The sequence below is a fragment of the Streptomyces goshikiensis genome (genome assembly GCF_014650555.1).
Classification (GTDB): Bacteria; Actinomycetota; Actinomycetes; order Streptomycetales; family Streptomycetaceae; genus Streptomyces; species Streptomyces goshikiensis.
Map to the genome: position 1 here is coordinate 53055 of NZ_BMVE01000002.1, position 22078 is coordinate 75132.

At 71.9% G+C, this 22078-nt stretch carries 13 protein-coding genes; 11 read left to right on the forward strand and 2 right to left on the reverse strand.

Going from position 1 to position 22078, the window contains the following annotated elements:
• The first annotated feature begins 60 nt into the window (after positions 1 to 60).
• The 4 genes from dapF to hflX all read left to right on the forward strand — a co-directional run bounded on the left by dapF (position 61) and on the right by hflX (position 6642).
• The gene (dapF, locus tag IE248_RS05755; RefSeq protein WP_073796344.1) at positions 61 to 936 is read left to right on the forward strand and encodes a diaminopimelate epimerase; all 876 of its coding nucleotides are present in this window, start codon (positions 61 to 63) and stop codon (positions 934 to 936) included.
• A 140-nt stretch (positions 937 to 1076) separates the two neighbouring features.
• Positions 1077 to 3215: a RelA/SpoT family protein gene (locus IE248_RS05760; RefSeq protein WP_190030100.1), complete on the forward strand. Its 2139-nt coding sequence runs from the start codon at positions 1077 to 1079 to the stop codon at positions 3213 to 3215.
• Between the two features lie 182 nt (positions 3216 to 3397).
• Complete coding sequence (locus tag IE248_RS05765) at positions 3398 to 4843, forward strand: M1 family metallopeptidase (RefSeq protein ID WP_008742940.1); 1446 nt, start codon at positions 3398 to 3400, stop codon at positions 4841 to 4843.
• A gap of 284 nt (positions 4844 to 5127) precedes the next feature.
• Positions 5128 to 6642, forward strand: coding sequence for a GTPase HflX (hflX, locus tag IE248_RS05770; RefSeq protein WP_073777242.1), 1515 nt, complete (start codon positions 5128 to 5130; stop codon positions 6640 to 6642).
• Between the two features lie 99 nt (positions 6643 to 6741).
• Here hflX and IE248_RS05775 read toward each other — a convergent pair whose 3' ends face one another.
• On the reverse strand, positions 6742 to 7920 hold the full coding sequence (locus tag IE248_RS05775; protein WP_047960718.1) for a trypsin-like serine peptidase: 1179 nt from the start codon (positions 7918 to 7920) through the stop codon (positions 6742 to 6744).
• Positions 7921 to 8193: 273 nt separating this feature from the next.
• On the opposite strand from IE248_RS05775, the gene IE248_RS05780 reads away from it, so the two are divergent.
• The 5 genes from IE248_RS05780 (at position 8194) to IE248_RS05800 (ending at position 17181) form a co-directional block, all read left to right on the forward strand.
• Positions 8194 to 9552: a diaminobutyrate--2-oxoglutarate transaminase family protein gene (locus tag IE248_RS05780; protein ID WP_229895144.1), complete on the forward strand. Its 1359-nt coding sequence runs from the start codon at positions 8194 to 8196 to the stop codon at positions 9550 to 9552.
• Between the two features lie 872 nt (positions 9553 to 10424).
• On the forward strand, positions 10425 to 12479 hold the full coding sequence (locus IE248_RS05785; RefSeq protein WP_190030101.1) for an IucA/IucC family protein: 2055 nt from the start codon (positions 10425 to 10427) through the stop codon (positions 12477 to 12479).
• 31 nt (positions 12480 to 12510) lie between these two features.
• Positions 12511 to 13149, forward strand: a complete 639-nt coding sequence (locus IE248_RS05790) for a GNAT family N-acetyltransferase (protein WP_100583319.1) — start codon at positions 12511 to 12513, stop codon at positions 13147 to 13149.
• A 131-nt stretch (positions 13150 to 13280) separates the two neighbouring features.
• The gene (locus IE248_RS05795) at positions 13281 to 15158 is read left to right on the forward strand and encodes an IucA/IucC family protein (RefSeq protein WP_190030102.1); all 1878 of its coding nucleotides are present in this window, start codon (positions 13281 to 13283) and stop codon (positions 15156 to 15158) included.
• 52 nt (positions 15159 to 15210) lie between these two features.
• Positions 15211 to 17181, forward strand: coding sequence for an ATP-dependent DNA helicase (locus IE248_RS05800; protein ID WP_190030103.1), 1971 nt, complete (start codon positions 15211 to 15213; stop codon positions 17179 to 17181).
• Positions 17182 to 17252: 71 nt separating this feature from the next.
• On the opposite strand, the gene lexA is transcribed toward IE248_RS05800, so the two are convergent.
• Complete coding sequence (gene lexA / locus IE248_RS05805; protein WP_008742948.1) at positions 17253 to 18047, reverse strand: transcriptional repressor LexA; 795 nt, start codon at positions 18045 to 18047, stop codon at positions 17253 to 17255.
• 468 nt (positions 18048 to 18515) lie between these two features.
• On the opposite strand from lexA, the gene nrdR reads away from it, so the two are divergent.
• Both nrdR and IE248_RS05815 read left to right on the forward strand, forming a co-directional pair.
• On the forward strand, positions 18516 to 19028 hold the full coding sequence (nrdR, locus tag IE248_RS05810; RefSeq protein WP_008742949.1) for a transcriptional regulator NrdR: 513 nt from the start codon (positions 18516 to 18518) through the stop codon (positions 19026 to 19028).
• A 129-nt stretch (positions 19029 to 19157) separates the two neighbouring features.
• Positions 19158 to 22043, forward strand: coding sequence for a vitamin B12-dependent ribonucleotide reductase (locus IE248_RS05815; protein WP_073796347.1), 2886 nt, complete (start codon positions 19158 to 19160; stop codon positions 22041 to 22043).
• Positions 22044 to 22078 lie beyond the last annotated feature (35 nt).

The window sequence follows — 22078 nt, forward strand, 5'->3', positions numbered from 1 at the left end:
ACCCCGTCCGGCCCTCGGACCACGCAGGGCCCGTCGGCCGCGTCTCGGTACGATGGGCGCGTGACGCAGACCAGCCTCTCCTTCCTCAAGGGCCACGGCACCGAGAACGACTTCGTGATCGTCCCGGACCCGGACAACGCCATCGAGCTGCCCGCGACCGCCGTCGCGAAGCTGTGCGACCGGCGGGCCGGCATCGGCGGCGACGGCGTGCTGCACGTCGTGCGCTCCGCCGCGCACCCCGAGGCGAAGGCCATGGCCGGCGAGGCCGAATGGTTCATGGACTACCGCAACAGCGACGGTTCCATCGCCGAGATGTGCGGCAACGGCGTCCGCGTCTTCGCCCGCTACCTCCAGTACGCCGGGCACGTCGAGCCCGGTGACCTCGCCATCGCCACCCGGGGCGGCGTCAAGCGCGTCCACCTCGACAAGCGCGGCGACGTGACGGTCTCCATGGGCCGCGCCGAGTTCCCCGAGGGCGAGGTGACCGTCTCCGTCGGCGACCGGTCCTGGCCCGCGCGGAACGTCAACATGGGGAACCCGCACGCGGTGGCGTTCGTTGACAGCCTGGACGATGCCGGAACCCTGTACGACGCGCCCCCGTTCAGCCCGGCCTCCGCCTACCCGGCAGGTGTCAACGTCGAGTTCGTCGCCGACCGAGGCCCGCGGCACGTCGCCATGCGCGTCCACGAGCGCGGCTCCGGCGAGACCCGCTCCTGCGGCACCGGCGCCTGCGCCGTCGCCGTGGCCGCCATCCGGCGCGACGGCGTGGACCCCGCCGAGACCGGCGAACAGGTCACCTACACCGTCGATCTGCCCGGCGGAACCCTGGTCATCACGGAGTACCCCGACGGCCGGATCGACATGACCGGACCCGCCGTCATCGTCGGCTCGGGCGAGTTCGACGCGACCTGGCTCGCCGAAACGGCCTTCGTCTGAAGCTTCCCTCTAATGGGTGATCCGTTTCACGCTGAGCGAGAGGTGGACTGCGCCACGTGGTGGGGTCGGTAGCATCAGGCACCGGCCCTGAGGGCGCACCCCATGCCCGCCACCGCCGGTCGAAGCCGCCGGAGGTGCCCATGAGTGCAGAGGCCACGAACCCCGAAGCACGTTCCGAAGCACGCCCCGAGCTCCGCAGACGTGGCCGCACCAGGCTTGATCTGCGACGACTCGGGCGAGCGGCCCTGCTCGGGCCGACATCCCGCGACCGGCTGCCCGATGCCATCGGGCACGTCGCGGAGGCGCACCGCGCCCACCATCCGGACGCCGACCTGTCCATCCTGAGGCGCGCGTACGTGCTCGCGGAGTCCTCCCACCGCGGCCAGATGCGAAAAAGTGGTGAGCCGTACATCACACATCCGCTCGCCGTGACCCTGATCCTGGCCGAACTCGGCGCCGAGACAACGACCCTGACGGCCTCTCTGCTCCACGACACGGTCGAGGACACCGAGGTGACCCTCGATCAGGTCCGCGAGGAGTTCGGCGACGAGGTCTGCTTCATCGTCGACGGCGTCACCAAGGTCGAGAAGATCGACTACGGCGCCGCCGCCGAGCCCGAGACCTTCCGCAAGATGCTCGTCGCCACCGGCAACGACGTCCGCGTCATGTCCATCAAGCTCGCCGACCGCCTCCACAACATGCGCACCCTCGGCGTCATGCGCCCCGACAAACAGGCGCGCATCGCCAAGGTCACCCGTGACGTCCTCATCCCGCTCGCCGAACGCCTCGGCGTCCAGGCGCTCAAGACCGAGCTGGAAGACCTCGTCTTCGCGATCCTGCACCCCGAGGAGTACGAGCACACCCGCGCGCTGATCGCCGCCCACGCCGGCGAGCGCGACCCGCTGCCCGCCATCGCGGAGTCCGTCCGGGTCGTCCTGCGCGAGGCCGGCATCCACGCCGAAGTCCTCGTACGCCCCCGGCACTTCGTCTCCGTCCACCGGATCTCCCGCAAGCGCGGGGAGCTGCGCGGCTCCGACTTCGGTCGGCTGCTGATCCTGGTCGGGGAGAACGCCGACTGCTACGGCGTACTGGGGGAGCTGCACACCTGCTTCACCCCGGTGGTCTCGGAGTTCAAGGACTTCATCGCCGTCCCGAAGTTCAACCTCTACCAGTCGCTGCACACCGCCTTCGCCACCTCCGACGGGCACGTGGCCGAGGTCATCGTCCGGACCCGGCAGATGCACCGGGTCGCGGAGGCCGGGGTCGTCGCGCTCGGCAATCCGTACGCCACGGCGGCGGCCACCGCAGCAACCGCGGCCGCCGCCTCGGGCGGCACGGCCGGGTCCGCCGAGGCCTGCGCGGACCCGTACGAGGAGCGGGTGGACCCCACGCGGCCCGGCTGGCTCTCGCGCCTGCTCGACTGGCAGCAGTCCGCGCCCGACCCCGACACCTTCTGGAGCGTGCTGCGCGCCGAGCTGGCCCAGGACCGGGAGATCACCGTGTTCCGGGCGGACGGCGGGGCCCCCGCCACGATCAGCCTGCCGGGCGGGGCCAGCTGTATCGACGCCGCCTACGCGCAGTACGGCGAGGCGGCCCACGGCTGTATCGGCGCCCGGGTCAACGGGCGCCTCACCTCCCTGACCTCCCGGCTCTCCGACGGGGACACCGTCCAGCTGCTGCTCGCCCACGACGCGTCCTCCGGGCCGTCCGCCGACTGGCTGGAGCACGCGCACACCCCGGCCGCCCGGATCGCCATCAGCAGCTGGCTCAAGGCCCACCCGGACGGCGCCGCCGCCACCACCACGGCCGCGCGGGCGCCGCTGTCGGTCGTCGGGGCCCGAGGCGGCGGCGGCAACGCGGTCGCCGACCTGCCGGACGCGACCGTACGGCTGGCGGGCTGCTGCACCCCGGTGCCGCCGGACGCGGTCGCGGGATTCGTCGTACGGGGCGGGGCCGTCACCGTGCACCGGGTCCAGTGCGCGGCCGTCGCGCAGATGCGCTCCCTGGGCCGCACCTCCGTCGCCGTGCACTGGCGGGCCACCGCCGACTGCCGCGTCACACTGCTCGCCGAATCGTTCGGCCGCCCGCACCTGCTGGCCGACCTGACCGAGGCGATCGCCCGCGAGGGCGTCGAGGTCGTCTCCGCGACCGTCGAACCGCCGGTCGAGCAGCGGGTCCGGCACTCCTACACGCTCCAGCTGCCCGACGCGACCGGCCTGCCGGCGCTGATGCGGGCCATGCGGGACGTCCCGGGGGTCTACGACGTGAGCCGCGCCTGAGGGTGCCGTGACGGGGGTGACAGGGGGTGGCGGGGGGCCGCCGCGCGGTGGGGAGCCGTGGCGCCGGGCAAGGCCCCTCCACGCGCGCTGTCGGGCCCGCGGCCCTGCCGGAGGATCCCGTTCGGGTGGACTCGTCGCGCGTCGTGTGCGGCCGCGCCACGGGCGCTGGTAACCCGTGGTGGATGCAGCTCACCTCCCCACGCCTGCGCGCCGCCCTGCTCGCCGCGGCCTCCCTCACCCTCGTCGCCGCGGTGCTGCCCCCGCCGAAGGCGCTCGGCATCGGCGACCCGCTCTTCCCGGAGCTCGGGAACCCCGGGTACGACGTGCTCGCGTACGACCTCTCCTTCACGTACAAGGACAACCGGAGCCCGCTCGACGCCGTCACCGTCATCGACGCCCGCGCCCAGGAGCCGCTGGAGCGGATCAACCTGGACTTCACGAACGGGACGGTCGCGGAGGCCGAGGTCAACGGGGAGCCCGCGCGGTTCGAGAGCGTGGCGGAGGACCTCGTACTGACGCCGGCCCGGCCGGTGGCGGCGCACATGCCGCTCCACATCGTGATCCGGCACACGAGCGATCCGCGGGGCCGCAGCGACGGCGGCTGGGTGGTCACCGACGACGGCCTGGCCATGGCCAACCAGGCGGACGCCGCGCACCGGGTGTTCCCCTGCAACGACCACCCCTCCGACAAGGCGTACTTCACCTTCCGGATCACTGCCCCCGCCGGGCTCACGGCCGTCGCCAACGGGGTGCCGGGCGCCCTCCCCGCCCGCCGCGCGGCGGCCCCCACGACCTGGACGTACCGGACCGTGCACCCGATGGCCACCGAGCTGGCACAGGTCTCCGTCGGCGACTCGGCCGTGGTGCGGGGCACCGGACCGCACGGGCTGCCGCTGCGTGACGTGGTGCCGGCCGCCGACCGACAGAAGCTGGAGCGCTGGCTGAAGAAGACCCCGGGGCACATCGAGTGGATGGAGCAGCGGGTCGGCCGGTACCCCTTCGAGAACTACGGGGTGCTGATCGCCCGGGCCAAGACGGGCTTCGAGCTGGAGACGCAGACCCTCTCCCTCTTCGAACACGGACTGTTCACGGAGGAGGGCTATCCGGAGTGGTACGTGGAGTCCGTCATGGTCCACGAGCTCGCCCACCAGTGGTTCGGTGACAGCGTCACGCCCCGTGCCTGGTCCGACCTGTGGCTGAACGAGGGGCACGCCACCTGGTACGAGGCCCTGTACGCGGACGGGCTGGGCAAGTACTCCCTGGAGCGGCGCATGCGCGAGGCGTACCAGCGCTCCGACCAGTGGCGCGCGGCGGGCGGGCCCCCGGCCGCGCCCAAGCCCGCCGCCCCCGGGCAGAAGATCGGACTGTTCCGGCCGGCGGTCTACGACGGGGCGGCGCTGATCCTGTACGCGCTGCGGCAGGAGATCGGCGCCGAGGCGTTCGACCGGGTGGAGCGGAGCTGGGTGGGCGAGCACCGGGACGCGGTCGCGGGTACGGAGGACTTCGTACGGCTGGCCTCGCGGGAGGCGGGACGCGACCTCGGGGAGTTCCTGAAGCCCTGGCTGTACGGGAGCACCACCCCGCCGATGCCCGGGCACCCGGAGTGGAGCGGGGCGAAGGGCGCGTAAGCCGCGGCGCGTAACGCGCGGCGCGCGCGGCGGCGGGTGGGGGCCGGCGGGGGCCGGCGGGATTGGCGGCGCCGGAAAAGGGTGTGACCCCCGGGTAACGGGCATGTCACCATCGACAGGGCCGCGCCGCGGGGCTCCCGGGGGGAATCTCCCGGCGATGTCACACGTTGGACGTGACAGTGTTAGGTCACGCGCGGCAGTAGCTTTGGCCTTGGCTCGGGTGCCGCCCGGGCTCCGCCCGGCCCGGCCGGCGCGGACGCAACCGAAATCGACGTAAGGATCCAATGACCTCCTCTTCATCCCCTTCCCAGGACGCGCGGGACGCACGCGACGCACGCGACGCGTCGGACCCGCAGAGCTTCACCGAGAGCCTTCGGGCCGACGCCCTGATGGAAGAGGACGTCGCCTGGAGCCACGCGATCGACGGAGACCGGGACGGCGACCAGTTCGAGCGCTCCGAGCGCGCGGCCCTGCGCCGCGTCGTCGGCCTCTCGACCGAACTCGAAGACGTCACCGAAGTCGAGTACCGCCAGCTGCGACTGGAACGAGTGGTGCTCGTCGGCGTCTGGACCTCCGGCACCGTGAACGACGCGGAGAACTCCCTCGCGGAGCTCGCCGCCCTCGCCGAAACCGCCGGCGCCCTCGTCCTCGACGGTGTGATCCAGCGCCGCGACAAGCCCGACCCGGCTACCTTCATCGGCTCCGGCAAGGCCCGCGAGCTGCGTGACATCGTGCTGGAGAGCGGCGCGGACACCGTCGTCTGCGACGGTGAGCTCAGCCCCGGCCAGCTCATCGCCCTCGAAGACGTCGTCAAGGTCAAGGTCGTCGACCGCACCGCCCTGATCCTCGACATCTTCGCCCAGCACGCCAAGTCCCGAGAGGGCAAGGCGCAGGTCGCGCTCGCGCAGATGCAGTACATGCTGCCGCGCCTGCGCGGCTGGGGTGCCTCGCTGTCCCGGCAGATGGGTGGCGGCGGCGGTGGCGGCATGGCCACCCGAGGCCCCGGTGAGACCAAGATCGAGACGGACCGGCGCCGGATCCGCGAGAAGATGGCGAAGATGCGCCGGGAGATCGCGGAGATGAAGACCGGCCGCGAGATCAAGCGGCAGGAACGACGCCGCAACAAGGTGCCCTCGGTCGCCATCGCCGGCTACACCAACGCCGGCAAGTCCTCGCTGCTCAACCGCCTCACGGGCGCGGGCGTACTGGTGGAGAACGCGCTGTTCGCCACCCTCGACCCGACCGTGCGCCGGGCCGAGACGCCGAGCGGCCGGATCTACACCCTGGCCGACACCGTCGGCTTCGTCCGGCACCTGCCCCACCACCTGGTCGAGGCGTTCCGCTCCACGATGGAGGAGGTCGGCGACTCCGACCTCATCCTCCACATCGTGGACGGCTCGCACCCGGCCCCGGAGGAGCAGCTGGCAGCGGTCCGCGAGGTCATCCGCGAGGTCGGCGCGGTCAACGTGCCCGAGATCGTGGTGATCAACAAGGCGGACGCGGCGGACCCGCTGGTCCTGCAGCGGCTGCTGCGCATCGAGCGGCACTCCATCGCCGTCTCGGCCCGCACCGGCATGGGCATCGCGAAGCTGCTCGAACTGATCGACACCGAGCTGCCGCGACCCGAGGTCGAGGTGGAGGCCCTGGTGCCGTACACCCGCGGCTCGCTGATCGCCCGGGCGCACGCCGAGGGCGAGGTCATCTCCGAGGAGCACACCCCGGAGGGCACCCTGCTCAAGGCGCGGGTCCACCAGGAACTCGCCGCGGACCTGGCTCCGTACGTACCGGCGAAGCACTAGCACGGCGGGGGCCGTTCGCCCCGCCGCTGCACACCGCATGACCGAGGGCCCCCGCGATCGCGGGGGCCCTCGGTCATGCAGCGGGACTGCGTGTGTCGGCTACTGGCCGCGGAACTTGCCGCTGACGCCCTCGAAGAGCTTCTTGGCCTCCGGACCCAGCTTCGGGCCGGCCAGCCAGCCCGCCTTGGTGGGACCGATCGAGGTGTTCGACACCAGCGCCGGCTTGCCGTTGCTGCCCGCCGCGATCCAGCCGCCGCCGGAGGAGCCGCCGGTCATCGTGCAACCTATGCGGTACATCACGGGGTCGGCTGCGACCAGCGACAGCCGGCCCGGCCGGTCCGTGCACTGGTAGGCCTTCTGACCGTCGAACGGGGCCGCCGCCGGGTAGCCCGTCGCCGTCATGCTCGCGATCTTCGGCACGGCCGGAGCGTTGAACTCCACCGGAAGCGCCGAGCCGACCGTCTCCTCCAGGGACTTGCCCGAACCCTTCTCCGGGGTCACGTGCAGCATCGCGAAGTCGTACGGGGCACCCGCGCCACCGGTGGGACCGCCCGTCGCGATCCACTGGTCCGAGGTCTGCGCCCAGTCGCTCCACCACACGCCGAACGGGGCCACCTGCTCGCGGGGCGCGCCCTTGAGCGCGGTCGCCGGCTTGCCTGCGTTGTTGTAGGACGGGACGAAGGCGATGTTGCGGTACCAGCCGCCGGACTTGCCCGAGTGCACGCAGTGGCCCGCCGTCCAGACCATGTTGGACTTGCCCGGGTGCGCGGGGTCCTTGACCACGGTGGCCGAGCAGACCATCGAGCCCTCGGGGCCGTCGAAGAAGACCTTGCCGGACTCCGGAACGTTCGCGTGGTACGGGGCGGGCGCGGGCTTGGCCGCCACCGCGGCCGGCGTCGGGTCCGTCACACCCTGGTCCTTGCCGGCGTCCGGGTCCACGGACGGGCCCTTCGGCTCCTCGGCGCCACGCATCCGGTCCGGGTCCCACAGGTCCTCGATGATCGGGTTGACGTAGTCACCCGCCTCGCGGAGCCAGTCGTCCTGGTTCCAGTTCTTCCACGCACCGCCCCTCCACTTCTCCAGGTCGAAGCCGTGCTCCTTGAGCTTGTCCTTGAGCTCGTCCGGGATCTTGATCCCGTCGGCTCCGGAGGGAAGGCTCGCCGCTACGGTCGGCTTGGCGTCGCCGCCGGCCTCCCCGTCGCCCGGGCCGCAGGCCGCGGCGGTCAGCGCGAGAGCGGCCGCGCAAAGGGCCGCTGTGACCGGTCGGTTCGGTCGCATGTCGTAAGTCCCCCTGGTGGGTCGAGGCGTTCGTTGCAGTGGAGCGCAGCACCCCACTATGCCGATGCCGTTGGGGACGGCGCAGACCGGGGCGCGGTTCCTGCCGGACGGGTGTCCGGTGCCGACACGGAGAGCAAGGATCTTGGGCCCACCCGTGATCCGTTGCCTTCCCCGTCGTTGCTACATACGGGGGAAAGGGCGGCAGCGTTCATGTTCGAGGCGCAATCCGGAAGAGAAGCCGGCAGCGAATTCCGTGCGGGAGGTCCGACACTCGTGGCTCTGACCGAACAGGCCGCAGCCGCGGCGACCGTTGTGACACAGGGGAGCAGGGGCTCCGCGGCCGCCGCGGAAGGGATCCTGGGCCGGCAGGCGCAGCGGGAATCCGCCGCCCGGACGTACGCGCGCTCCCTGCCGATCGTTCCGGTACGGGCCCGGGGCCTGACGATCGAGGGCGCCGACGGGCGCCGCTACCTGGACTGCCTCTCGGGCGCCGGAACCCTCGCGCTGGGGCACAACCACCCGGTGGTGCTCGAAGCGATCCGGGGCGTGCTCGACTCCGGAGCCCCGCTGCACGTGCTGGACCTCGCGACCCCGGTCAAGGACGCCTTCACCAGCGAGCTGTTCGCGAACCTGCCGGCCGGGCTGGCCGCCGACGCCCGCATCCAGTTCTGCGGGCCGGCCGGGACCGATGCCGTCGAGGCCGCGCTGAAACTCGTGCGCACCGCCACCGGGCGCTCCGGGCTGCTCGCCTTCACCGGGGCCTACCACGGCATGACCGCCGGGGCGCTGGACGCCTCCGGGGGCGCTCCCGAGGTACGGGTGACGCGGCTTCCGTACCCGCAGGACTACCGCTGCCCCTTCGGGGTCGGCGGGGCCGAGGGCGCGCGGCTCGCGGCCCGGTGGACGGAGAGCCTGCTGGACGACCCCAAGAGCGGAGTGCCGTCGCCCGCCGCGATGATCGTCGAGCCCGTGCAGGGCGAGGGCGGGGTCATCCCCTCCCCGGACGCGTGGCTGCGACGGATGCGGGAGATCACCGCGGCGCGGGGGATCCCGCTGATCGCGGACGAGGTGCAGACGGGGGTCGGCCGCACCGGCGCCTTCTGGGGCGTCGACCACGCCGGGGTGGTGCCCGATGTGATGGTCCTGTCCAAGGCGATCGGCGGCAGCCTGCCGCTGGCGGTGATCGTGTACCGGGCGGAGCTGGACGTCTGGGCGCCCGGTGCCCACGCCGGCACCTTCCGCGGCAACCAGCTGGCCATGGCGGCGGGCACCGCGACGCTGGCGTACGTCCGCGAGAACGGCCTCGCCGAGCGCGCGGCGACCCTGGGCGACCGGATGCTCGCGGCCTTGCGCGGGCTGATCCCGGCCCATCCGTGCGTCGGGGACGTCCGGGGCCGGGGCCTGATGATCGGCGTCGAGCTCATCGACCCCGACACCGGCGCCGCCGCCCCCGGCCTCGCGTCCGCCGTCCGCCGGGAGTGCCTGGACCGCGGCCTGATCGTGGAACTCGGCGGCCGCCACTCCAGCGTCGTCCGCCTGCTGCCCCCGCTGACCGTGACGGACGAACAGGCCACCGCCGTCCTCGACCGCCTCGCCGACGCCATCCCCGCAGCCGGCCGCCGCCCCCACTGACCCGCACCCGAAGGACCCCCATGCCCGACACCCCCTCCCCACCCCCGACCCCCGAGCCGCCCGCCCAACTCCCCGTGCCCGAGCGTTCCCCGCACTTCACCGCGGCTCCGACCCCGGCCTCGGCCTCGGCAGCGTTCATGCCGACGGCGGCCGCGGCCCCCGAGACGCCTGCCCAGCCCCCAGGGGCTGAGAGCTGCCCGTCTCCCACCCCGGCCCCGGCCCCGACCTCGGTTCCGGCCCCGGTTCCGGCCGCGACCTCGACCCCGGCCCCAATCTCGGACTCGGTCCCGACCTCGGCCGTGGCTGCTGCGCCAGCCATGCAGACGGCGGCCGCGGCGCCTGAGCGGGCGGCCCAGCCCCAAGCGTCTGAGCATCCGCCGCACCTCACCGCGGCCTCGGGCACGGGCGAGGGCATGGCGACGGCGGCCACGGCTCCTGAGCCGGCCGTCCAGTCCTCGTTGGGCGTGCGCTTGCCCGCCGGGGACCGGGGCCTGTCCGCCCAGGGCATGGACCCAGGCACGCCTACGGGGGCGGTAGTCCCCGGCCCGGTCGCTCAGGCTGCGCCGGGCGCGAGCTCGGCCGACGGTGACTCCGGCCCTTCTGCCCGGGACATGGAGCCCGCGCACCTGGCTGCGGAGGCTGCCGCCCACGGGCCGATCGCACTCGTCTCCCCGAGCGGACACTCGACTGCTGGGGATGACGGCTCCTTCACCCCGGGCCCGGAGTCCGCGTGGCTCGCGGACCCGGGCATGGCGCCGGGCGACGCCGCTTCCCTACATGGCAGGGAGGGCGGCGTACGGTCCCCGATCACGGAGTCCGCCCCGGGCCCCGGGCAGCCGCAGCTCCCGGGTGCGGCCCCGGAGGCACCCGGCATGCCGGGCCGGTCGGAGGCGTCGAGCCTGTCCCCGGCCCGGGACGCCGAGGACTGGACGGTCGGCGTGCCCGCGCCGCAGTTCGGGCCGGCCGGCTTCCCCGCCTCGGGGTTGCCGGGAGGTTGGCCCGGTGCCGCCGAGGCGGGGGCGTCCGCGTACGGCGGCTCCGAGGCGGCTGACCTTCCGGGTTCGGGCACGCCCGGCCCGGCCCCGGCCCCGCGGAGCGACCCGGCGGCCAGTGTGCCCCGGCAGAAGGACGGCACGGGGAGAGCCCGGGTGGGCGGGGCCGGACCCCTCGGCCCCGAACCGGCCGCGTTGCCCGACCTCCTGGACCACCCCGACCCGGCCGTCGCCGCCGAGGCCGCGGCGGTGGAGAACCTGCTGCGGTGCTGGGTCCGCGAAACCGGTATCGGGCGTCCCGACGGGCCCGTCGGAACCCTGCTCCGCATCCCCCTCCCCGCCTCCGGCGCCGCCCTGCTCGTCGCCGTCCGCTACTGGTCCCCGTCCGGCTGGCACCGGTTCTCCCCGCCCCGGTTCGAGGCCGCGCCCGCCCACGCCCCCGCCCTGGACGCCGTCACCCTCGCCGCCCTGATCGCCCGCGAGGGCAACCCCGCCAGCCGCGGCGGCGCCGACCTCGTCGGCCGGGTCTCCGACTCGGTGCACCGCACCGCCGAGTTCATCGCCGACCGGCGCGAACACCCCTCCCCGCCCGCCCCCGTGGCCGGGGACCTCTTCCTCACCTCCGAACAGTCGCTCCTTCTCGGTCACCCCCTGCACCCCACCCCGAAGAGCCGCGAAGGCCTCTCCGAAGCCGAGGTGCGCCCGTACTCACCCGAACTCCACGGCTCCTTCCCCCTCCACTGGCTGGCGGTCGCACCCGCCGCCCTCGCCACCGACTCCGCCTGGACCGAACGCGGCCGCCCCGTCCCCGCCGCGCAGCTCCTCGGCCGGCTCGCCCCCGGACTCACGCTCCCCGACGGCGCCACCCCCCTTCCCCTCCACCCCTGGCAGGCCCGCGACCTGCTCCGGCGCCCCGCCGTCACCGCCCTGCGCGACGCGGGACTCCTCACCGACCTCGGCCCGCACGGCGAGCCCTGGCACCCCACCTCCTCCATCCGCACCGTCCACCGCCCCGGCGCCCCCGCGATGCTCAAGCTCTCCCTGGGCCTGCGCATCACCAACTCCCGCCGCGAGAACCTCCGCAAGGAACTCCACCGCGGTGTCGAGGTGCACCGGCTGCTCCGCACCGGCCTCGCAGAGCAGTGGCAGGCGGCCCACCCCGGCTTCGACATCGTCCGCGACCCCGCCTGGGTCGCCGTCAACGCCCCGGACGGCACCCCCGTCCAAGGACTCGACGTCCTGCTGCGCCACAACCCCTTCCGCTCCGGCGACGACGCCCTCTGCGTCGCCGCGCTCACCGCCCCCCGCCCGTGGCCCGGCCGGACCACGATGCGCTCCCGGCTCGCCGAGATCGTCTCCCGCCTCGCCGGCGCCACCGGCCGCTCCACTTCGGCCGTCTCCGCCGAGTGGTTCCTGCGCTACCTCGACCACGTCGTCCTGCCGGTGCTGGCGTTCGACGCGCTCGCCGGTGTGGCCCTCGAAGCGCACCAGCAGAACACCCTGGTGATCCTCGACCCCGCCGGCTGGCCCCTCGGCGGCCGCTACCGAGACAACCAGGGCTACTACTTCCGCGCCTCCCGCCGCACGGAACTGGAGCGCCGGCTCCCCGGCATCGGCGCCGCCAGCGACACCTTCGTCTCCGACGCCATCACCGACGAACGCTTCGCGTACTACCTCGGCGTCAACAACGTGCTCGGTCTCATCGGGGCCTTCGGATCCGCGCGGCTCGCCGACGAGCGCGTGCTCCTCGCCGCCTTCCGCCGCTTCCTCGGCAAAGCCGCAGGTCTCGGCCCGCTCCCCGCGCAATTGCTGGACTCGCCCACCCTGCGCTGCAAGGCGAACCTGCTCACCCGCCTGGGCGGCCTCGACGAGCTGGTCGGCCCCGTCGACACCCAGTCCGTGTACGTCACCATCGCCAACCCCCTTCACGATTGACGCGTCACCACCGACGCGGAGAAGAGCACCGATGCCCTCCACCGACGAAACCGTCGAACTTCGCCTCAACGCACAGCTGCTGCCCCTGCTCGCCGAGGCCGACCTGCTGGACTCCCCGGCCGCCTGGGGGAGCGCCACCACCGCCGCGGGAGCCTTCCGCCTCGAACCCGTACGGCTCGAACGCGACCTGGAACTCCTCACGCGCTGGATGAACGACCCCGAGGTGGCCGCCTACTGGGAACTCGGCGGCCCGGCCGCCGTCACGGCCGCCCACCTACGGGCGCAGCTCGACGGCGACGGCCGCAGCATCCCCTGCCTCGGTCTCCTCGACGGCACGCCGATGAGCTACTGGGAGATCTACCGGGCCGACCTCGACCCGCTGTCCCGCCACTACCCGGCGCGCCCCCACGACACGGGTATCCACCTGCTCGTCGGAGACGGCACGAACCGCGGCCGCGGCCTGGGCACCGCACTGCTGCGCGCCGTAGCCGACCTGGTCTTCGACAACCGGCCGCGCTGCACCCGCGTCATCGCCGAACCGGACATCCGCAACACCCCCTCCGTGACAGCCTTCCTGAACTCTGGCTTCCGTTGTCCCGCGGAGATCGACCTCCCCGAGAAGCGCGCCGCGCTGATGATCCGGGAACGGGCGCTGCGCAATCTCCTCTGAGTGCCGCCCCCGCAGTCCCGCACCGGCTCCGGCCCGCCTCCCCGCCTGCCGCTCTCCGCGTCCTTCCTCATACCTCTCCACTTGATAACTCTGCGTGACGAAGCAAGGTTCCCGATCTCCCGAGGAGTCCCGTGCCGAATTTCCCCGCAGCTCACGACTTCACGGAAACCACCGTGGCCCCGTCACCCCAGCACCCTTGCACGCCGCCCGAAATCAACCCCGTGACCTGGGCCTTCGCCGGCCGCGCGCTCCTCGCCAAGATGCTCGGCGAGTTCGCGTACGAGGGGATCATCAGCCCCGTCCCGGCCCCGGCCCCGGCCGCCGGTGACGCCTGGACCCTCACCCTCGATGACGGCAGCAGCCTCGGCTTCCGTGCCCGCCGCCGCTCGTACGGCAGCTGGCAGGTCACCCCCGACACCCTGACCCTCACCCCGGCGCCGCCCTCCTACGGCAGCCCGACCCCCGCCGGCCACCCGACCGCCTTCGGGGACCCGTACGCCTTCCTCATCCGCGCCCGCTCCCTCCTCGGCCTCGACGGCGCGACCCTCGGCCACCTCGTCCGCGAGCTCAGCGCCACCCTCACCGCCGACGCCCGCATCGCCCACACCGCGCTCACCGCCGACGTCCTCGCCGACCTCGACTACGCCGAGCTCGAAGGCCACCAGACCGGGCACCCCTGGCTCGTCCTCAACAAGGGGCGCATCGGTCTCTCCGCCGCCGACACCGCCGCCTGGGCCCCCGAGGCCCGCACCCGCCAGCGCCTGCCCTGGCTCGCCGCGCACACCTCGCTCGCCGAGTACCGCGGCACGGCCGGCCTCGAAGACCCCGCGCGCCTCTACCGCGCCGAACTCGACCCCGTCACCCGCGCCGCCTTCGACCAGGCCCTGCGCGACCGGGGCCTCGACCCCAGCGGCTACCTCTACCTCCCCGTCCACCCCTGGCAGTGGGACGAGGTCGTGCTGCCGCTGTTCGCCCAGGCCCTCGCCTCCGGGGCGCTGGTCCCGCTGCCCGCCGATCCCGACGTACGCCTGCCCCAGCAGTCCATCCGTACGTTCCTCAACCTCACCCGCCCCGACCGCCACAGCGTCAAACTGCCGCTCTCCGTCTTCAACACCATGGTCTGGCGCGGCCTGCCCTCCGACCTCGCCCTCGCCGCCCCCGCCGTCACCTCCTGGATCCACTCCCTCCGCGACGCGGACCCCTTCCTGCGCGACGAATGCCGGGTGGTCCTGCTCGGCGAGGTCGCCTCCGTCACCGTCCGCCACCCGGTCTACGAGCAGCTGCCCGAGGTCCCGTACCAGTACAAGGAGCTCCTCGGGGCGATCTGGCGCGAGCCCCTCACCGGCCACCTCGCCCCCGGCGAGCGCGCCCGCACCCTCGCCTCCCTCCTCCACACCGACCCGCGCGGCCGCTCCTTCACCGCCGAACTCGTCGCCCGGTCCGGACTCGCCCCCACCGTCTGGCTCCAGCGGCTCTTCGCCGCCCTGCTGCCCCCGCTGCTCCGCTTCCTCTACCGCTACGGCACCGTCTTCTCCCCGCACGGCGAGAACGCGATCGTGATCTTCGACGAGCAGGACGTGCCGGTCCGGCTCGCGGTCAAGGACTTCGTCGACGACGTCAACATCAGCCGCGAGCCGCTGCCCGAGCACGCCTCCATGCCCGCCGAGGTCCGCGCCGCCCTGCTCACCGAGCCGCCCGCCTTCCTTACCCAGTTCATCCACTCCGGGCTGTTCATCGGCGTCTTCCGCTACCTCTGCGCCCTGTGCGAGGACCGGCTCGGCGTCCCGGAGATCGAGTTCTGGTCCCTCGTACGGGCCGAGATCCTCCGCCACCAGGCGCGTTTCCCAGAGCTCAAGGAGCGGTACGAGCTCTTCGACCTGCTCACCGAGCGGATCGACCGGCTCTGCCTGAACCGGAACCGGCTCCACGAGGACGGCTACCGCGACCGTCCCGACCGCCCGCACGCCGTCACCCACGGCACCGTGCCCAACCCGCTGTACCAGCCGTGATTGCTCGTCGATGCGGTCGCTGTCGGTGCGGCCCCTTAGGGTTGGCAGTGCTATGACGAAGCCCTCCCTCCCCGACCTGCTGCACGCCGCCGTCTCCGCCGTCGGCGGCACGGAGCGGCCCGGCCAGGTAGCCATGGCCGAAGCCGTGGGCGAAGCGATCGACGACAACTCCCACCGGCTGATCCAGGCCGGCACCGGCACCGGCAAGTCCCTCGGCTACCTGGTGCCTGCCCTCGCGCACGGCGAGCGCGTGGTCGTGGCGACCGCGACGCTGGCCCTGCAGCGGCAGCTCGTCGAGCGCGACCTGCCGCGCACGGTGGAGGCGCTGCACCCGCAGCTGCGCCGCCGCCCGCAGTTCGCCATGCTCAAGGGCCGCTCCAACTACCTGTGCCTCCACCGGCTGCACGAGGGAGCCCCGCAGGACGAGGAGGAAGGCCTCTTCGACCAGTTCGAGGCGGCCACCCCCACCAGCAAGCTCGGCAAGGACCTGCTGCGCCTGCGCGACTGGGCGGACGAGACCGAGACCGGCGACCGGGACGACCTGACCCCGGGCGTCTCGGACAAGGCCTGGGCGCAGATCTCGGTCTCCTCCCGGGAATGCCTGGGCGCCACGAAGTGCGCGTACGGGGCCGAGTGCTTCGCCGAGGCCGCCCGCGAGCGGGCCAAGCTCGCCGATGTCGTCGTCACCAACCACGCGCTGCTCGCCATCGACGCCATCGAGGGCGCCCCCGTGCTCCCGCAGCACGAGGTGCTGATCGTGGACGAGGCGCACGAGCTGGTCTCCCGGGTGACCGGGGTCGCCACCGGTGAGCTCACCCCCGGCCAGGTCAACCGTGCCGTCAAGCGGGCGGCCAAGCTGGTCGACGAGAAGAGCGCGGACTCCCTGCAGACCGCCTCCGAGTCCTTCGAGCGGGTCATGGAGCTGGCGCTCCCGGGCCGGCTGGAGGAGATCCCGGAGGACCTCGGCTACGCGCTGATGGCCCTGCGGGACGCCGCGCGCAATGTCATCTCGGCGATCGGCTCCACCCGCGACAAGTCCGTCCACGACGAGGACGCCGTCCGCAAGCAGGCGCTCGCCGCCGTGGACAACATCCACACCGTGGCCGAGCGGATCACCAACGGCTCCGAGTACGACGTCGTCTGGTACGAGCGCCACGACCGGTTCGGCGCCACCCTCCGGGTCGCCCCGCTGTCCGTGTCCGGGCTGCTCAGGGAGAAGCTGTTCGAGGACCGCTCGGTGGTCCTCACCTCCGCCACCCTCAAGCTGGGCGGCGACTTCAACGGTGTCGCGGCCTCGCTGGGCCTGTCCCCCGAGGGTGTCGAGGGGGATGACGTCCCGGTCTGGAAGGGCCTGGACGTCGGCTCCCCGTTCGACTACCCGAAGCAGGGCATCCTGTACGTCGCCAAGCACCTGGCCACGCCGGGCCGCGAGGGCACCCGCGGCGACATGATGGACGAGCTCGCCGAGCTGATCGAGGCGGCCGGCGGCCGTACTCTCGGACTCTTCTCTTCCATGCGCGGCGCCAAGGCGGCCGCCGAGGAACTGCGCGGCCGGCTCGACAACCCGATCCTGCTCCAGGGTGAGGAGACGCTGGGCGAGCTGATCAAGGCCTTCGCCGCGGATCCGAAGACCTGCCTGTTCGGCACGCTCTCGCTCTGGCAGGGCGTGGACGTGCCCGGCCCGAGCTGCCAGCTGGTGGTCATGGACCGGATCCCGTTCCCGCGCCCGGACGACCCGCTGATGAGCGCCCGGCAGAAGTCGGTCGAGGAGCACGGCGGCAACGGCTTCATGGCCGTCGCGGCCACCCATGCGGCGCTGCTGATGGCGCAGGGCGCGGGCCGGCTGGTACGGGCCTCCGGCGACCGGGGTGTCGTGGCCGTGCTGGACCCCCGGCTGGCCACGGCCCGGTACGGGAGCTTCCTACGGGCCACGCTGCCGGACTTCTGGTACACCACGGACCGTAACCAGGCCCGTCGCTCACTGGCCGCCATCGACGCCGGCGCCCAGGCCGAGGGCAAGTAGCCCAGCCGCAAAAAGACGACAGCTCCGGGACCGGCGCAGTAGGTCCCGGAGCTGGATGGGGGCGCGGGCTCTCAGACCCGGCGCAGTACCGCGACGACCTTGCCGAGGATGGTCGCCTCGTCGCCGGGGATCGGCTGGTACGCGGCGTTGTGCGGGAGGAGCCAGACATGGCCGTCCTCGCGCTTGAAGCGCTTGACGGTGGCCTCGCCGTCCAGCATCGCGGCGACGATGTCGCCGTTCTCCGCGACGGGCTGGCGGCGGACCGTGACCCAGTCGCCGTCACAGATGGCCGCCTCGATCATCGAGTCGCCGACGACCTTGAGGACGAAGAGCTCACCGTCACCGACGAGCTGGCGGGGGAGCGGGAACACGTCCTCCACCGACTCCTCGGCGAGGATCGGGCCGCCGGCCGCGATCCGGCCGACCAGGGGAACGTAGGAGGCGGCGGGCTTGCCCGTGGTGTCCGTGGGCTGCGAGCTCGGCTGGTCGGAGCCGCGCACCTCGTACGCCCGGGGGCGGTGCGGGTCGCGGCGCAGGAAGCCCTTGCGCTCCAGGGCCATCAGCTGGTGCGCGACCGACGACGTGCTCGACAGGCCGACCGCCTGGCCGATCTCCCGCATCGACGGCGGGTAACCCCGCCGCTGCACGGAGTCCCGAATGACCTCGATGACCCTCCGCTGCCGGTCCGTGAGTCCCGAGCTGTCGGCGCGGATGCCTGGAGGGCGACCTGGCAGCGAGCGGGCGGGGCGTACGGGCTCCGCCTCCGGGTTCAGGCTTGCGTCGTTCATGGCATGCACCGGCTCAAGTCGGCTCTGGGAGCGGTTCTGGGCAGTGATGGTGGCGGCACTGTCTGCGGTGGTGGTCACGTCGGCCCCTCTCGAAATGTTCTCCCTAGCTGGACAACGGTAGTTGCTTTCGAAAGGTTGCGCCAAACACACGTTCGAGTGAAAAATCGCAGATCGCTCGTCGTGGTCACAGCGTGAGGTGTATGGACAATCGGTCCGCCGAACGCGGGTTCGGACCCGGCTCTGCTGCTTACGGTACCCTTCCGCGTCGGGCCGCCGCCGTGCCGGCAGTGGCCAGTGTGGCACCGGCGAGCCAGGAATCCGGCCGTCGGGCGCCGCGACACGCGGTGCGCCAGAATCCACCACAACCCAAGATCTAGTGGTTGGATGGGCGCTGCCACCCAGAGGTTGTGGTTCCTCGGTCAATCGAGGGCCGTGACATCGCATATGCTTGTGGCTGCTTCACGGGTCCCCGGCAGAGTCTCCTCTCTACCGCTCAGGGACGCCGTGGGGTGATTCAGTCGTGCCAAGAGGGAGGGTGAGGGAACCATGCACTGCCCCTTCTGCAGGCACCCCGACAGCCGTGTCGTCGACAGCCGCACCACGGACGACGGCACGTCGATTCGTCGGCGCCGTCAGTGCCCCGACTGCTCCCGTCGTTTCACGACGGTGGAGACGGCCTCGCTGATGGTGATCAAGCGCAGTGGGGTCACCGAACCCTTTAGCCGCACCAAGGTCATCTCTGGCGTCCGCAAGGCGTGCCAGGGACGGCCGGTCACCGAGGACGCCCTCGCCAAACTCGGCCAGCGGGTCGAGGAGGCGGTGCGCGCCACCGGGAGTGCCGAGCTGACCACCCATGACGTGGGTCTGGCCATACTCGGCCCCTTGCAGGAGCTCGATCTCGTCGCCTACCTGCGCTTCGCATCCGTGTACAAAGCGTTCGACACCCTTGAAGACTTCGAGACCGCCATCGCGGAACTCCGTGTGCCGCGGTCTCACCCCGATGAGTGCGAGCAGGGTGGGGCCGCCCAGGTCCCCGTGCCCGCCTCCGCCGCCGACTGATCGGACGGCCGCAGCGCAGCGCGGTCCGTCTGCTCGGCCAGGCGAAGAGACGTAGATACAAGACACAGCACCGTGCCTCGGAATAACGCTGGCACTTTAGGGCGTTTTTGCCCGCATATGGGAGGCGGCATGACAGAGACGGCGAGCGGCTCGGCACGAGGTTCCCGCGCCAAGGGGACCAAGGCTGCCAAGGGCGGCCTGCGTATCGAGCGCATCCACACCACCCCGGGCGTGCACCCTTACGACGAGGTGAGCTGGGAGCGCCGTGACGTCGTCATGACCAACTGGCGCGACGGCTCGGTCAACTTCGAGCAGCGTGGCGTCGAGTTCCCCGACTTCTGGTCGGTGAACGCGGTCAACATCGTCACCAGCAAGTACTTCCGCGGCGCGGTCGGCACCCCGCAGCGTGAGACCGGTCTGAAGCAGCTGATCGACCGGATCGTGAAGACCTACACGAAGGCCGGCGAGGACTTCGACTACTTCGCCTCGCCCGCCGACGTGGAGATCTTCGAGCACGAGCTGACGTACGCGCTCCTGCACCAGATCTTCAGCTTCAACTCGCCGGTGTGGTTCAACGTCGGCACGCCCCAGCCGCAGCAGGTCTCCGCCTGCTTCATCCTGTCCGTCGACGACTCCATGGAGTCGATCCTCGACTGGTACAAGGAAGAGGGCATGATCTTCAAGGGCGGCTCCGGCGCCGGCCTGAACCTCTCCCGCATCCGTTCCTCCAAGGAGCTCCTCTCCTCCGGCGGCAACGCCTCCGGCCCGGTCTCCTTCATGCGCGGCGCCGACGCCTCCGCCGGAACGATCAAGTCGGGCGGCGCCACCCGCCGCGCGGCCAAGATGGTCGTCCTGGACGTGGACCACCCGGACGTCGAGGCCTTCATCGAGACCAAGGTGAAGGAAGAGGAGAAGATCCGCGCCCTGCGCGACGCGGGCTTCGACATGGACCTGGGCGGCGACGACATCACGTCCGTCCAGTACCAGAACGCCAACAACTCCGTCCGTGTGAACGACGAGTTCATGACGGCCGTCGAGAACGGCACCGAGTTCGGCCTGCGTTCCCGCATGACCGGCGAGGTCATCGAGAAGGTCGACGCCAAGGCGCTCTTCCGCAAGCTCGCCGAGGCGGCGTGGGCCTGCGCGGACCCGGGCATCCAGTACGACGGTGTGATCAACAACTGGCACACCTGCCCGGAGTCCGGCCGCATCACCGCGTCCAACCCCTGCAGCGAGTACATGCACCTGGACAACACGTCCTGCAACCTCGCCTCGCTGAACCTGATGAAGTTCCTGAACGACGACGGCAAGGGCAACCAGTCCTTCGACGCCGAGCGCTTCGCCAAGGTCGTCGAGCTCGTCATCACCGCGATGGACATCTCCATCTGCTTCGCGGACTTCCCGACGCAGAAGATCGGCGAGAACACCCGCGCCTTCCGTCAGCTGGGCATCGGCTACGCCAACCTCGGCGCCCTGCTGATGGCCACCGGTCACGCGTACGACTCTGACGGCGGCCGCACCCTCGCCGCGTCGATCACCTCGCTGATGACCGGTACCGCGTACAAGCGCTCCGCCGAGCTGGCCGCCATCGTCGGCCCGTACGACGGCTACGCCCGCAACGCCGACGCCCACAAGCGCGTCATGAAGCAGCACGCCGACGCCAACGCCACCGCGCCGCGCACCCAGGACCTGGACAACACCATCTGGGCCGCTGCCACCGAGGCCTGGCAGGACGTCCTGCGCCTCGGCGAGAAGAACGGCTTCCGCAACTCCCAGGCCTCCGTCCTCGCGCCGACCGGCACCATCGGTCTCGCGATGTCCTGCGACACCACGGGTGTCGAGCCGGACCTGGCCCTGGTCAAGTTCAAGAAGCTCGTCGGCGGCGGCTCGATGCAGATCGTCAACGGCACCGTCCCGCAGGCCCTGCGCCGCCTGGGTTACCAGGAGGAGCAGATCGAGGCGATCGTCACCCACATCGCCGAGCACGGCGTCGTGGTCGACGCCCCGGGCCTGAAGACCGAGCACTACGAGGTCTTCGACTGCGCCATGGGCGAGCGTTCCATTTCCGCGATGGGCCACGTCCGCATGATGGCCGCGATCCAGCCCTGGATCTCGGGCGCGATCTCGAAGACGGTCAACATGCCGGAGACGGCGACCGTCGAGGAGATCGAGGAGATCTACTTCGAGGCGTGGAAGATGGGCGTCAAGGCGCTCGCGATCTACCGCGACAACTGCAAGGTCGGCCAGCCCCTCTCCGCCAAGAAGAAGGAAGAGGAGAAGGAGGAGGTCACCGCCAAGACGGAGGAGACCATCCGCGCCGCCGTCGAGAAGGTCATCGAGTACCGTCCCGTCCGCAAGCGCCTCCCCAAGGGCCGCCCGGGCATCACCACCTCCTTCACCGTGGGTGGCGCCGAGGGCTACATGACCGCCAACTCCTACCCGGACGACGGTCTCGGCGAGGTCTTCCTGAAGATGTCCAAGCAGGGTTCCACCCTCGCGGGCATGATGGACGCCTTCTCGATCGCCGTCTCGGTCGGTCTGCAGTACGGCGTGCCGCTGGAGACCTACGTCTCGAAGTTCACGAACATGCGCTTCGAGCCGGCCGGCATGACGGACGACCCGGACGTGCGGATGGCGCAGTCGATCGTCGACTACATCTTCCGTCGCCTGGCGCTGGACTTCCTGCCCTTCGAGACCCGCTCGGCGCTCGGCATCCACACCGCCGACGAGCGTCAGCGTCACCTCGACACCGGGTCGTACGAGCCGCTGGACGAGGAGATCGACACGGAGTCCCTGAGCCAGTCGGCTCCGCTGACCGCGGTCCCGGCCCCGAAGCCCATGGCGGTCATCGAGGTCCCGGCCCCGAAGACGGCGCACTCCAGCGCCGAACTGGTCGAGATGCAGCTCGGCGTCTCCGCCGACGCCCCGCTCTGCTTCTCCTGCGGTACGAAGATGCAGCGCGCCGGCTCCTGCTACATCTGCGAGGGCTGCGGCTCCACCAGCGGCTGCAGCTGAGCGACTGAGTGACTGACGGAGCGGGGACCGGCCAC